Annotated in this window: 17 protein-coding genes and 1 pseudogene; 10 read left to right on the plus strand and 8 right to left on the minus strand. The window is 34.6% G+C overall.

The window, feature by feature from the left end; genetic code table 11:
* Positions 1–574 precede the first annotated feature (574 nt).
* Both KI375_RS10265 and KI375_RS10270 read right to left on the minus strand, forming a co-directional pair.
* Entirely contained in the window at positions 575–760 is a 186-nt protein-coding gene (locus KI375_RS10265) for a hypothetical protein (protein ID WP_212973428.1), read from the minus strand.
* Between the two features lie 184 nt (positions 761–944).
* The gene (locus KI375_RS10270; RefSeq protein ID WP_212973429.1) at positions 945–1,583 is read right to left on the minus strand and encodes a type 1 glutamine amidotransferase family protein; all 639 of its coding nucleotides are present in this window, start codon (positions 1,581–1,583) and stop codon (positions 945–947) included.
* A 120-nt stretch (positions 1,584–1,703) separates the two neighbouring features.
* Between KI375_RS10270 and KI375_RS10275 the strand changes: the two genes are divergently transcribed.
* The 4 genes from KI375_RS10275 to KI375_RS10290 all read left to right on the plus strand — a co-directional run bounded on the left by KI375_RS10275 (position 1,704) and on the right by KI375_RS10290 (position 4,076).
* On the plus strand, positions 1,704–2,636 hold the full coding sequence (locus KI375_RS10275) for a helix-turn-helix transcriptional regulator (protein WP_212973430.1): 933 nt from the start codon (positions 1,704–1,706) through the stop codon (positions 2,634–2,636).
* A gap of 134 nt (positions 2,637–2,770) precedes the next feature.
* Complete coding sequence (locus tag KI375_RS10280; RefSeq protein ID WP_212973660.1) at positions 2,771–3,085, plus strand: ArsR/SmtB family transcription factor; 315 nt, start codon at positions 2,771–2,773, stop codon at positions 3,083–3,085.
* Positions 3,086–3,171: 86 nt separating this feature from the next.
* On the plus strand, positions 3,172–3,600 hold the full coding sequence (locus tag KI375_RS10285) for a DMT family transporter (RefSeq protein WP_212973431.1): 429 nt from the start codon (positions 3,172–3,174) through the stop codon (positions 3,598–3,600).
* Between the two features lie 11 nt (positions 3,601–3,611).
* Positions 3,612–4,076, plus strand: a complete 465-nt coding sequence (locus KI375_RS10290) for a DMT family transporter (protein WP_212973432.1) — start codon at positions 3,612–3,614, stop codon at positions 4,074–4,076.
* Positions 4,077–4,345: 269 nt separating this feature from the next.
* On the opposite strand, the gene KI375_RS10295 is transcribed toward KI375_RS10290, so the two are convergent.
* The 3 genes from KI375_RS10295 to KI375_RS10305 all read right to left on the minus strand — a co-directional run bounded on the left by KI375_RS10295 (position 4,346) and on the right by KI375_RS10305 (position 5,749).
* Complete coding sequence (locus tag KI375_RS10295) at positions 4,346–4,648, minus strand: hypothetical protein (protein WP_212973433.1); 303 nt, start codon at positions 4,646–4,648, stop codon at positions 4,346–4,348.
* 50 nt (positions 4,649–4,698) lie between these two features.
* Positions 4,699–5,055, minus strand: a complete 357-nt coding sequence (locus KI375_RS10300) for a hypothetical protein (protein ID WP_212973434.1) — start codon at positions 5,053–5,055, stop codon at positions 4,699–4,701.
* Positions 5,056–5,185: 130 nt separating this feature from the next.
* Positions 5,186–5,749, minus strand: coding sequence for a TetR/AcrR family transcriptional regulator (locus KI375_RS10305; protein WP_212973435.1), 564 nt, complete (start codon positions 5,747–5,749; stop codon positions 5,186–5,188).
* 139 nt (positions 5,750–5,888) lie between these two features.
* Here KI375_RS10305 and KI375_RS10310 point away from each other — a divergent pair, with 139 nt between their 5' ends.
* The 5 genes and pseudogenes from KI375_RS10310 to KI375_RS10330 all read left to right on the plus strand — a co-directional run bounded on the left by KI375_RS10310 (position 5,889) and on the right by KI375_RS10330 (position 9,217).
* The gene (locus tag KI375_RS10310; RefSeq protein ID WP_212973436.1) at positions 5,889–6,803 is read left to right on the plus strand and encodes a ketopantoate reductase family protein; all 915 of its coding nucleotides are present in this window, start codon (positions 5,889–5,891) and stop codon (positions 6,801–6,803) included.
* A gap of 294 nt (positions 6,804–7,097) precedes the next feature.
* Positions 7,098–7,317, plus strand: a pseudogene (locus KI375_RS10315) (ATP-binding protein); the annotation flags it as partial.
* Between the two features lie 129 nt (positions 7,318–7,446).
* Positions 7,447–7,926: a DUF4183 domain-containing protein gene (locus tag KI375_RS10320; protein ID WP_212973437.1), complete on the plus strand. Its 480-nt coding sequence runs from the start codon at positions 7,447–7,449 to the stop codon at positions 7,924–7,926.
* Positions 7,927–8,072: 146 nt separating this feature from the next.
* Positions 8,073–8,456: a DUF4183 domain-containing protein gene (locus KI375_RS10325; RefSeq protein ID WP_212973661.1), complete on the plus strand. Its 384-nt coding sequence runs from the start codon at positions 8,073–8,075 to the stop codon at positions 8,454–8,456.
* Between the two features lie 362 nt (positions 8,457–8,818).
* Positions 8,819–9,217 carry a hypothetical protein gene (locus KI375_RS10330; protein ID WP_212973438.1) on the plus strand — a complete coding sequence of 133 codons (399 nt, stop codon included), beginning with the start codon at positions 8,819–8,821 and terminating at the stop codon, positions 9,215–9,217.
* Here the strand turns inward: KI375_RS10330 and KI375_RS10335 are convergent.
* The 3 genes from KI375_RS10335 to KI375_RS10345 all read right to left on the minus strand — a co-directional run bounded on the left by KI375_RS10335 (position 9,207) and on the right by KI375_RS10345 (position 12,225).
* Positions 9,207–9,458 carry a hypothetical protein gene (locus KI375_RS10335; RefSeq protein WP_212973439.1) on the minus strand — a complete coding sequence of 84 codons (252 nt, stop codon included), beginning with the start codon at positions 9,456–9,458 and terminating at the stop codon, positions 9,207–9,209. The genes KI375_RS10330 and KI375_RS10335 overlap by 11 nt on opposite strands.
* Before the next feature lie 435 nt (positions 9,459–9,893).
* On the minus strand, positions 9,894–11,291 hold the full coding sequence (locus tag KI375_RS10340; protein WP_212973440.1) for an MFS transporter: 1,398 nt from the start codon (positions 11,289–11,291) through the stop codon (positions 9,894–9,896).
* Between the two features lie 154 nt (positions 11,292–11,445).
* A complete protein-coding gene (locus KI375_RS10345; RefSeq protein ID WP_212973441.1) occupies positions 11,446–12,225 on the minus strand; it encodes a nuclear transport factor 2 family protein in 780 nt (259 codons plus the stop codon).
* A 287-nt stretch (positions 12,226–12,512) separates the two neighbouring features.
* Between KI375_RS10345 and KI375_RS10350 the strand changes: the two genes are divergently transcribed.
* Positions 12,513–13,118 (plus strand): TetR/AcrR family transcriptional regulator, encoded by a 606-nt coding sequence (locus tag KI375_RS10350; RefSeq protein ID WP_212973442.1) that lies wholly within the window; start codon positions 12,513–12,515, stop codon positions 13,116–13,118.
* Positions 13,119–13,288: the final 170 nt, after the last annotated feature.

Raw genomic sequence — 13,288 nt, forward strand, 5'->3', positions numbered from 1 at the left:
GTGCGCCAAAAAACGAACAATTTCTTTTTATCACCAACAATAAGATAGTGAATCTCAAAAAGAAATATCCTAACATAGAAAAAAGAGCTGTCATCAAATGCATATCATGCATTTTGCGACAGCTCCTGTATTTACCATTAAATCTGGATTAATGCTGAAATTTTAGTCAAAGTTTATAGTAAAGCTGCGCCTCAAGCATTTTATCAGTGCTGTAGAAAATACGTGCTACATTTGTATGCACAGCTAACGCTTTCTAAGATAGGATTAGCTACTAAGATAGAAGGGTTTTACAGCCAGTTAATACGGGATAAAAAGTACTTTGAATTTATTAGCGCCACTTGATGACGGAATAATTTAAAAATATCCCTGCCAAAATTTTTTATTAGCAGGATTTTAGCAGGGAACCAATTCCATCTTAATATTTTGATTTTTCCATTGAAACCCATATAAATTGCCTGAGAAAATTTAAACTTCATATTCCCTGCCATTTTTTCAGCAAGTGGCTATCATTCCTGCTCTAAAAAACAGAAAGAATGGTAATTTTGCAATCACCATCCTTCATTATTAAACCTCACTAAATTATCTTCTTTCGAAGCACCAGAGCCGAAATAGCGAATATAACGAAAGCTGTTAATGAACCAGCAGTAACTATCTTCAATGCATTTCCTATTGGATTGTTGAAGAATAGAGGAACCGAGATGATTAAGACGGCACCAGTTAGCCCCATCCCTGAAATTAAAAACGCTAAAACTTTATTCATTCAATCACCTCCATCGTTAATTCTTTTTAGATACTTATAGATACGATTTAGATTATATAAAGTTTCATTTTTAAAAATGAACAAGTAAGTTTTGTCAACTTTTAAAAAAACATTGATTAAATAAATGTTTAAACTAATACATTAGCATAATTGATTTACTGGACATAAAAATATCTAAAATAGTTTAATTTTTATTGTTAGATGGTAGAGTTTGCATAAGTTCAAAGAAATATTTAGAATCACCAGTATTAAAATAGTTATACCAAGATTCTAATGTGTTTGGCTTAAAAACATCTAAACACTCAATGATTTGTTTCGTCCATAGCAAAGCTTTAGTGGAACCAGCAGTAATAAGGTTATTAGATGCAATAGATGGTTGGTCTATATAAAAATCTTGTCCTTTATAATCGGAACAAACCATTTCAAGGAATCCCGGACCATTGCTAGTATGCGGACGTTTATCTAGTATCCCTAAATTAGCAAGTGCGGCGGTAGCTCCACAGATTGCACATACTGTTGCACCTGCAGAGAGCAACTCGTTTGCTTTTACGAGAATAGCTTCATGCTTTGGATCATTCCATGTATCCGCACCTGGTAATAACAGCACGCTTGTTTCACTTACAATAATGTCATCAATTAAATAGTCAGGAAGTATTGTCATTCCGCCCATTGTACGGATTGATTGTTTGGAGTAGCTGACTGTTTTAATCGCTATTTGATTCGCGTCTTCCTTGAAAAATCTCCTAGAATTCAACTCTGAAGTAACATATCCTAGTTCCCAGTCAGCTAAAGTATCAAGTACGTAAATATAGATTGTTTTCATCATTTTCCTCCATATGATTGTAGTAAATTGATTGTTTGATTATTATTATACTTATCTATTGTTGACAACAATATGGCAACAATCTAGAATGAGGAAATTTTTTTGAAAGGCGGTTAACAGATGAAAGTTAGCAGGCTTGTTAGCATGATTATGATACTACTCGATAAACAACGGATAGGCGCACAGGAGTTAGCAAATATGTTCGAAGTTTCAACTCGCACAATCTACCGTGATATAGATGCCATCAACATGGCAGGTATTCCAATTCATTCAACACCGGGAGTAGGTGGTGGCTTTGAAATCATGAAAAACTATAAAATGGATAGAAAGGTTTTTTCAACTACTGATATTTCTACTATTTTGACAGGACTTTCTAGTCTCTCCAATATGATACAAAGTGACGATCTGGTAAACGCCCTAGCGAAAGTAAAAAGTTTTATCCCAGTAGATAGAGTTGACGAGATCAAATTAAAAACAGATCAAATACATATCGATTTAAGCCAGTGGATAGGTTATAGGAACGTACAACCATATTTAGAAACCATAAAAAAAGCTTTACAAGAAAACAAAATACTTTCGTTTGAATATGCCGACCGTCATGGAAATAAAACGGAACGAGAAGCTGAACCACATCAAATTGTATTGAAGGGTAATCATTGGTATTTTCAAGGATACTGTTATAAAAGAAATGATTTTCGTCTGTTCAAATTAGCTCGAATAACAAATCTAAAATTAGAAAAGATCTTCTTTACGCCACGAGATTATCAAAAACCAGTATTGGATTTTACTGATATTTTGGCAACTATACAAACAAAGATCAAACTTCGTATTCATAAATCTATCATGGATAGAGTACTTGATCATTGTATGTATGAACATTTTTCACCAGACGGTGATGAGCACTACATTGTTACTTTCCCTTTTATAGAAAATGACTATTATTACAATATCCTTTTAAGTTTTGGTGATAAATGTGAATGTTTAGAGCCTTTACATATCCGAAAAGAATTGAAACGGAAAATAGATGATATAGCTAACTTATATGAAAGTTAAATCAAGAATCTACATTTTATTCTAATACTGTTCTATTTAGTTATTGAAGATCTACATTAGTATAAAGTATATTTCTTAACATAATTTAAAACAGTATGATTGACATATCGCAAAATCCCGATATAATGAAACACATGGAACTGATTGATGTATTTAAGGCATTATCAAATGAAACACGACTTAGCATTTTGAAATGGTTGAAGGAACCAGAGAAGCATTTCCCTAAACAAGGCGCTCACTTGCCAAAGGGAGTAAGCGTTAAAGGAGGAGTATGTGTAGGAGATATTCAAGAAAAAGCTAAAGCTTCTCAATCTACGGTTTCCCAATATCTAAATATGATGCAAAATGCGGGTCTCTTAGAATCTGTTCGTTATGGTCAATGGACTTATTATCGGCGAAATGAAGAAACCCTTTCTCGATTAGCTGAATATTTTAAAACGGAAATCTAAGTTGATTATAGGTTTCTGTTTTTTTCGCTTCGTTATATCGGTTATTCTAGATATTCAAATATATTGATTTAGGAGGATATTATTTCATGCGTTACTTAGCATATATTTTAGCAGTTTTAGCTGGAACAGCGCTCAGCTTTGAAAGTGCAATATACGGTCAACTTGGAGAAACCTTAGGAGAGCTGGAAACCAGTTTTTATAACTTCTTTATGGGTACTCTCATACTAGGATTATTAATGTTGTTCTTTGGAAAAGGTAAACTTTCCTATACGTTTGAAGCACCAAAATGGACTCTCCTTGGAGGTGTCTTAGGAGTCATATATTTAACAGCTATTGTTATTAGTGTACCTTTTGTTGGTGTTGGTATAACGATGGTTACAGTAATTATTGGCCAATTAATTATGAGTATGGTTATTGAGCATTTTGGCTGGCTAGGTATTAAACAAACCAAAATTAATAAAGAAAAAGTATTTGCAGTTATTTCAATGGTAATTGCACTTATATTAATTAAGTAGGGGGTCTAAAAATGAGTATATTAATGATTCTATTTACCTTATTAGGTGGTATCACATTAAGCGCACAATCATCCGTCAACGGAACATTTAGTCGCAAAGCCGGATCAATTGAAACAACGTTTTTAACCATGTTGACTGGTTTAGTATTTCTCACAATTATTATTATTTTTTTCGGTCAAGGTGATGTACTTGGGATACTATCAGCACCAAAATGGCAGTTAACCGCCGCATTCTTAGGTACAGCGTTCTTACTTCTCTCTGTTATAGCTGTCCCAAGAATTGGTGTAATAGCAACGAATGTTGCCGTTATTAGCGGACAACTTGCAATTAGTGTGATCATTGATAATTTTGGTTGGTTCGATAGTTTAGTAATACCTTTCGGCTCGAAACGGCTTGTTGCTATGGTATTTATGATTATTGCTATTTATTTCATTTACAAAGGAAATAAACGCTCTAATGAAGAAGCCATTTCTTAAAATTTTAATATAGTTATCCACAAAAAATCTTCCCCTGCCAAAATTTTTTCTTGGTAGGGTTTTTGGTAGGGAACTATCTTATTTTGTCCATTTTAACTTAGGACAAATGCTGTTAAATCAGCATCCCCCTTCAAATTAAGTTGTAGGGGCATTCCTACTCTATAATAATTGATACTCTTATAAAGCTCGGTATAATCGACTTTCAGTAGTACAAACACTATATTGATTGGAAAAATGATGGGCATTCATTTATTATTTAGCACTCACAACTAATGAATATAAGATATTCTTTTCACTATATTTGTTCTTCTGATAGTACAATCTCCAAATATCCCTAGTGGTTCCAACCTAAATATGGCGGGTTTTCCGACTTCTATAGAAAATTCCCCAAGAATTATGAGTTCATGATTATCTTTACGCAGTTTAGCCTCATTATTGTTCATTTCTGGGTATCTAGTCAGCGTTCTTTTATCCTTGCTGACTATTACTTCATAAAAGCTATTCGATTCTGTCATAAAACTATATCTTCCTTCTGTTGCGGAAAGGGAATCTAGTCGATAAATAAACGCCATTTACATCCAATCCTTTCTTCACACACTACTTGATTTTGTTCATTTTCAAATTAGCAACATTCTATGTTATTTTTCAAAAGAATATATTCTGGAAAGGTTAGAGAATCAGCGTAAATTACGCCTTTAATTAAATTAAAATGAAAGAAAACTACAAAACTACCAGTACATTCTATTTCCAAGTCATTTATGATAATACTTTTATGCTGATTAGACGTAGATACTGGTATTGGATCGGGTATTATTAGAATATCTTTGTAATAATAGTAATCAAATCCATTTACGTTATCAATTTGCTCAAATATAATATGGCTTTTATCCATTTTAGGTATCCACGTAAATTCCATAGTCTCAATGGATAAATTAGCAACAGACGGTTTATGTGCGAATCCTATTACAGGTGAATTCATAAATCACTCTCCTTTTCTTCATTACCTTCTTTCATCAAGATAACATAGAATTGGAACTTTTTTACCATCTGTTCCTGTTCAATTATTTATACCAAGAAACCAAAATAACACAATTTAAAATATAAATATTCTAAGGAGCATCATTTTCAAAATAAAGGGATGCTCCAGTTCTATACAACGTATCGACTAATTGAGAAAACTCTTCGGAAGATAAGTCCTTATTTCGTTGAATCCAAAGACGGAACAAAGAAAACGAGGTTGTTATTTGAAATTCAATTAAGTATGGTGTCAGTAAATCATTTTTTGAGTAATCTAATTTTAATCTATCTTGAAAAACCTCTTTTTTTAAACGGTCTAAAAAACGGACACTTCCATAATCCCCTAAAAGAGCTTGAAAACTTAACATATATTTTTCCTCATCTAAACAAGAAAGCGCATTATTAACAGCTTCCTTTGCAGATGATTGTTCGTTTTCTAACCCCTTTTTTATATAACTCAGTAATTCATCTTCAACATATGTTAATAATTCGTAAATATCAGGAAAGTATTGATAAAAAGTGCTGCGGTTATACCCCGCTTTATTCGTTATTTCCTGAATTGATATTTTTTCTATTGGCTTTTCAATGTACAATTCACAAAAATTATCTATAATATTTCTTTTCGTTTTTTTGGTGATTTCTGGTTTCTTATTCATAATTCGCCCCCTTTTTGATAAATATACTATCCAACAATAATTAAAAAATTGATGGTTGATGAATTTAGTTTATAGTCATATACTTCTTATCATACAACACGTTGTTGCATAATCAAAGGGAAATAAATGGAGGAAAAATATGATAGATAAAAGTAGAATTTTAATTTTTGGGGCAGGCGTTATAGGAAGTGCGTATGCAATCAAATTCATAGAGGCTGGATTTGATGTCACTTTATTTGCACGTTCTAATAGATTTATTGCATTGAAGGAAAAAGGAATACAATATAACGAAAAAGGCGAGGCTAAATCTATAAAAGTAAATGTTATTAATACACTTGAAAATGACGATGTGTATGATTTCATTTTTGTTACAGTCCGTTATGAACAATCTGAAGCAGCTTTACTAACTTTAAAGGATAACAAGAGCAAAAATATTGTTACAATGATGAATAACTCCTTTGGATTTTCTTTGTGGCAAGGTATTATAGGCGATAAACTTTTACCTGCTTTTCCTGGAATTGGCGGACAAATCAAAGATGACGTATTGTATGCCCGATTTCCGCCTAAAATTCTGGCAGGAGCTGTATTTGGAGAAGTAAACGGTTTGGTCACAGAACGAATAAGAAGTCTTGCTCAATTATTTAAAGCAGCAAATCTCCCTTACAAAATTAAGAATAATATGAATGATTATTTAATAACACATTCCGTATCAGATATTGCAATGGTTGGTGCTTTACATCTTGATAATAAGATAGTCGATGAAAAAGCAATTAGATCCAGAAAAACTGCGCATGGAATCACAGTCACTTTAAAAAAATATTTAAATGCAATACAAAAAGCTGGTATTACACTTGAACCATCACTCTATAAAATCATACTTAAATGTCCAAGTTTGATTCTCGATTTTTTCTTTATGATTTGGCTGCGCACTAGAATGGTAAAAGATATGTTAGTTCCAGAATTTGCCAATAGTGCAAACAATGAAGTATTAAAATTAAATAAAGATTTATTACATTTTTTAAAACTGAATAATGTTCATACAGATCAATTGTAGAACTGACTCTCTTAGCAGTCCTAATTTACTAATCCACGTTTTATATTAATTAGTTGAATCCGCTTATTATAATATTTCAAAATTATCCACAGAAAATGCTCCCTACCAAAATTTTTATTGGTAGGTTTTTTGGTAGGGAACCAATTCCATTTTAATGTATTGATTTCCATTGAAATCCATATAAGTTTCCTTAAAAAAATGAACCTTCATATTCCCTGCCATTTTTTCAGCAAGTGGCTCATCATTTCTACTCCATAAGTGCGTATAATTGTTTAAAGTTATTTCTGGTAAGATCTCCATAAAGAAGGTGCAAAGTTATTGTTTCAGGTAATCTCTATGTGTTATGAATAAAAGCTTGGTGATTACTACTAACCTTCAATTTGGGCAATGGAATCATGTTTTCGGAGATCCAATATTAACAGAAGCGGTGATTGACCGACTGATTCATCATTCACCTTTACTCCTTTTTAACGGTGAAAGTTTCCGTTATAAGGAATCATTCATACAGCAATAATTCGGGACAGCAAGTGACATACATTTTTTACTTGCCAAATACAGCCAGTTGCACAGTCAAATCACCTTCTTTTTAAATAAGATGTAGAAAAGTACATCAAAATTACATTTAGGAGGGGGTGAAATACCGTTGAATGAAAAACAACATTGCTATTATAGTAGTAGAGAGCTACGTGGTAGGGATCCCTATCCAAATTGCCACTGCCATCATTGCAATAAAGAGCGCAAAAGGATTCATGAGGGAAATGAAAATAGCACATCCAATACAAATACATTTAATCCCACATTTAATCCTATATTTAATCCATCCATTACAATCAATATATCCCCTGGATACACACCAACCCCCATAGGAGTGGAGACTGTCCAATACATTACCCTTGCAGAAGAAGGGAAAAATGTTTACACGAACAAGGATGCATTAAAGCAATATGGAAGTAGTGATATACTTGACCCGGACAATGTTTCAACGCTTAATTTATTTGTCAATGGAGTGTTGCAGCCCCCATCCATTTACAATGTCAAGGAAGGTATTCTTCACTTAGAATCCAGTGACCTTCCTCCAAAGGATGCCCCAATTACTCTTCTGTTCGTCACGGTTAAAAGATAATATTACCTTTCTATTTAGTAAATATGCCTTTTTTAATGGGATATTTTGTTAACTTCCAACACTAACTAGTTAGTCTGACCAAGCATTTCCAACTCCTCTTCATAGAATAAACTGTGGTTGATAGGAAAATGGAGGTGAAAATGAACATGGCACTTCAGTTAATGAAAATCGCTATTAGTGGCACAATTGACACAGATGTTAATCCTGATTCCGCGAAATTCTTTTACATCACAACAGAAGATACTGCAGCAGGAAGTACATTATCTATTGATGCTGCAAGTTTCCTAGGGGATGATGGTGTAGAGGTAACAACACTTCCAGAACTTGCAGAAGATAATAGTTATTTCACTGTGGAAATTAACGGTGTTGAGCAAATGCAAGGCATATCAACATATACACCAGGTGCTACAGGGACTGGTTCCTTAGACATTGCTGTTCCTGCTGGTGGAGGGTCAATTCCAGCAAACCAAACCGTTATCTTGCAAGTCGTTAATTTCGCAGCAACATCCTCAGGGACATTTGACACCTAGTATAAAAGAACTCCCTTTGTGCCCGCTAGATACTGGCAGGGCACAAAGAAATTTATCTATTTTCACCATAAATACCTCATATAAGAAAAAGTCTGTTCATATTACCGCACTTTTTTGGAAGTTTGAATAAAATTATAATGCGTGTTCAAAAAAGAGGATGGAAAGGACCAAGAAGTTCGAGGCAGCGCAGCCTTGAGCAGCGGACTTGCACAGGATGTGCTGACTTCGACGTTCGACACAGGACGTGTCGGTGCTTAGTCGAAGAACATTTATCCCGAAGTGTCATCTATCGGACTTTTTGAACAACCTCTTATACTGTCATACTTTTCATTTCTTTTAAAGAATAACAGAGGAGGATAGTTGTGAGTATTGAATTCTTTACATTGGGTCCGACAGCTATTCAAATATTTAAGGCAGGAGAGCAAAACCCACAAAAAGCAAAACGAATTGTTTATGGACAGGCTACCTCAAATGCAAATGGTATAGCTACACTTTATTTCACAGACAATGGATTAGCAGATGGAAATCCATTATTAGATACGATTGATTATGCGGTGTCAAGCGTATATTCAACAAATTCTACGATAAATGCAAGACCAAGAGTACAAATGCGTGAGAAGAACATTACTGGAAAATATGTTTCGGCCAATGTTACAAATATTAGTGGTGTAACAGTTCTAGGCATAAGTGTATTGGGTTCGGAAAATCCAATGAGTGGGGTTGTTGTGGATTTTATGATTTTGGGTAGTTTTAATAATTAAGATAGACCTTAAGCATCAATAAATGTACTTGTTCGAGTATAATATCATAGGGTGTTTTATTTTGTTCCATTAATTTTGGATAGTATAAAACACAGATAGTGAACAAATTGAAATCATAAAGTAATTCAGTAATGATCCTACCCATAATACGAATTGTGACGGAATTATTGGAAATATAATGCCAGCAAAAACTAGTAATAAAGAGCATAATAATGATTGTCCAAACCACAATATATAACATATTCTCTCCAAACAAAATAGCATATACATGATGATGCGCTTGTATTAATATATTAGTGTTAAGGAAAATAAAGTAAAGAGCCGAAACCCCTTTGATGACAAGGGTTGCGGCTCACCTACAATTATTCCAACTCCAAGATTGCAGGTGACACCAAAACATTGCTATATCAACGTTTATCGCACCTTTAAGTTGTTTTGGCGAGGATTCTGGCGGAACTCATTAATTCTAAAGAGATAACCATTTTACTTGTGGGTTGGTGAGAAAAAATATATTGTATACTCAAAATCCTCGTGATTATTGAGAATTGAATTAACCTACTTGTGGTGCGATACACCTCTCCAGTATCAAAACACAAAACATGATCGAACCACAAAAAGATATTTATCAACATAGTTGAATGGGCCACTCCTACTTTGGAGTGGCTCTTACTTTTGTTTATTCAACTTTCTCTCTTAAGAATTTTTTTGCCTTAGCCTTTTTCCGCCCGAATTGTACATAATAAAATGTGACCACCACAACAACTAGAATGGCTAGTGCTAGAAAAATGTTGCTATATATAAAAGAAGCGCTATTTTGATTTAGCGGATTTAAGCGAATGGTCGATGTGCCAAAATCAAGTACCTTGCCGATCGCAGCTGTTGATACAGCTGCTGAAATAAAAGTGATCATGGTAAACAACCCCATTCCTACTCCCGTATGCTCTTTTGGTAGCGTTTGTGAAACAGTGTTCGACATAGCGATTAGCATGAACGACTGACCTAAGACAGCAAAAATAAGAAAGATTGCAATAAGGACTGGCGACATGCCGACGACTGAAGACAAACAGATAAAACCGATAATAAGAAGTGTTGCTGCAGTATACACAAGAGACGGATTTCTCTTTTCATCAGCCAACTGTCCTCCCCTCCGTCCCAATAATGCGGCCACAAGGGCTGCAGGCGACATAACAATTCCAATGAAAGCCGCTGACAATTGGTTTATAGAAGAGAGTAACTGAGGTGTAATAAATGGAATAGCAAAGCTAACTCCAATCATTACGAAAGCAATGATAAGACTGAATGAAAACGATTTGTTTCGAAATATAGCCGGATCTATAAATGGCGCTGAAGCGTAGAACATGCGTAATAAGAACAAAATAAAGAAAATGGTCCCGGCCGTAACAAACCATATATTCCCATTTGTTAAAGCCAGTAACAGGGTGGCTACTGTACCTGCCAAAAGTGATCCGCCGATAAAATCCATTTTGCCGGCACTCCGCTTTTCATCATTTAAACGTTTACGATACATTGGCAATGTCAGCAACGATAGAAGGGAAATCACAAATAAAACTTTCCAGTTCCACATACTGCTTGTCACCCCGGCCACAATCGGCCCTAAAGCCGAACCTAGTGCGAACCCGATTGCAACGGTGCCCAAAGCACGTCCACGTTTTTGGGCTGAAAAGTAACGAACCGGAACGAGCATTGAAATCGCAGGAATGACAGATGCACCAGCCGCCTGTACAATTCGTCCCACAATAAGCATCCAAAATTCAATAGCCACCAAACCAACAACTGACCCAATTGCAAAAAGTAATAGACCAAAGGTCAACAAATTCTTTAAGCTATATGTGTCTGACAATTTTCCATAAGTTAACGAGCCAATTGCATAGACAATCATATAACTCGTGACGATCCAGCCTGCTTGTGATAGTGAAAGCTGAAACTGTTTACTGATATCTGGAAGTACAACATTAAACATGGTTAAATTCATGACGGCGATAATGAGTGTAAAGACAAGAACGCCTAATAATAACTCTTCATTATTCCTTTGAGTTCTATGATTGGTTTGCATTAAGAGACACCTCATTTCTTTAGTTAAGCATTGTTGAAGCAACACTGTTTTATTTCTTTGATGATTAATTTATCGCTCAGATATGTCTGTGATACGAAAAACATCGCCGTAATTTAATGTGGCGATGTTTTTCTGCGATTCAGCTAGACAAACTTCAAAATCTACTGTTCGAATTTTTTCGCTTCTCTTCCGGCAATATGGTTTCGATTACGTCCCAATGCTCGGCGATTTTTCCATCCTCTACGCGGAACAAATCATAGAAAGCAGTATGTTGACCATTAAATAGACCTTCACTCACCGCAAGAACAAAATCACCTTGTCCGATAATCTGATGAACTTGAGTGTATTGAAATTTAATACCTTTCTCCTCGAGTGCCTTCGTTGCAGCGTGAAGACCGGAAAGGCCATCTGCAATATGTGGACTATGCTGAATGTAGTTATCCCCATCAAAGTATGAGGTAAGCAGATCTGGGCTCTTTCCAACTAAGATATTCTCTACAAAACTTTTAACATATTCTTTGTTTGCAACGGTCTTGTCTATATCCTTAATTGTGGTCGGTCCGTCAATCATCGTATGATTGCTTGGTGTCTTTTCTACATTTTCTTGCAAATTATCCCAATGTTCAACGATCAGTCCATTCTCAAAACGAAATATATCAAAAACAATTTTTGGGCCAAAAAAATCATATTCAGAATGAAGTGCAACATAATTTCCGTCCACTAACGCACGCTTAACACTTACCTTTGTACCTATTTCCTTTAAATGATCAAGTGCGCTAAGCATGGCATCACGACCATCGAGTAAGGACTGATTGTGCTGAATATATTGATCTGGATGAACGTAAGCCGTAATCGCTTCGGGGTTGCCGCTCTCAAAACTTTCCAGCACGGCGACCGCCTTACGAACAAGCTCATTTTTAGTATTTATTGTCATTTAAAAAACCTCCATATTTATTAAATCTCACATTATTCAAGTTGGATAAGTATAATCCCTAATTGACCAATTCCTAACAATTCATTTTCACTTTATTTCTCCTCCTTCAAATTTATAGGCAAAAGATAAATAATGAACGATATGTTGTTTATTTATCTATCGCCCATTATAATAAGAGGAAATACCATAAACAATATCCAATATTTTTGTTTTTGATGGATAATATACAATTCGTAGAAATTTGTCGCTTAACGATCTAAATTTCTTTTTTGAGAGAGGAAGAAAAAATGAATAAGAAAACCGATCTAAGGGTATTGCGGACGAACCAATCGATTCGAAAGGCATTTTATGAACTTATTCAGGAAAAAGGCTATGAAGCCATAACGATCCAGGATATTGCCGATCGCGCAATGATCAATCGAAACACTTTCTATCTTCATTACCAAGATAAGCCTGATTTATTAGATATATGTGTGGATGAGTTATTGGAGGAAATAAAAAACACCATCGTTCAATGTCCTATCAGCATGAGACCTTTTAGTATTTCTACACTCGAGACCGTCATGCAGACTATATTGGAACACATTTCGCATAATACCTCTTATTATCAAGCGATGTTAGTTGGAGAAAATAAAATTTATTTGTTTCAGTCAAAAATGGAGAAGATTATTAAGGATAAGTTAAATGAAGGCTGGACTTCTTCTCAGGGAAAATCTACTTTAAAAATATCGAAAGAATTGCTACTCGAATATCTCGTATCAGCTTTTATGGGGGTCATCATTTGGTGGATCAAAAACGATTTGTCCCTTCCTGTAGAAGAAGTTTCATCACAATTTAGTAAAATCGTTGCCTATGGACACTTCAAGGCTGCCGGAATCGCCGTCGAAGAATAAAATTAGTAAGAAAGAAATAGCCTAAGCACTGAGTATAAATATTTTGCAGTATAGTAATAAGCAAATAAACAGTTCTTATAAGGAGAACTGTTCTTTTTTGAACTTCCTACACGATTTTAAGTCTTTGTGAAGTAAAAATATTCTCAAAAATTGCTTTTAAATACATATAT

The sequence above is a fragment of the Bacillus sp. J14TS2 genome (assembly GCF_018333015.1).
Classification (GTDB): domain Bacteria; phylum Bacillota; class Bacilli; order Bacillales; family Bacillaceae_C; genus Lederbergia.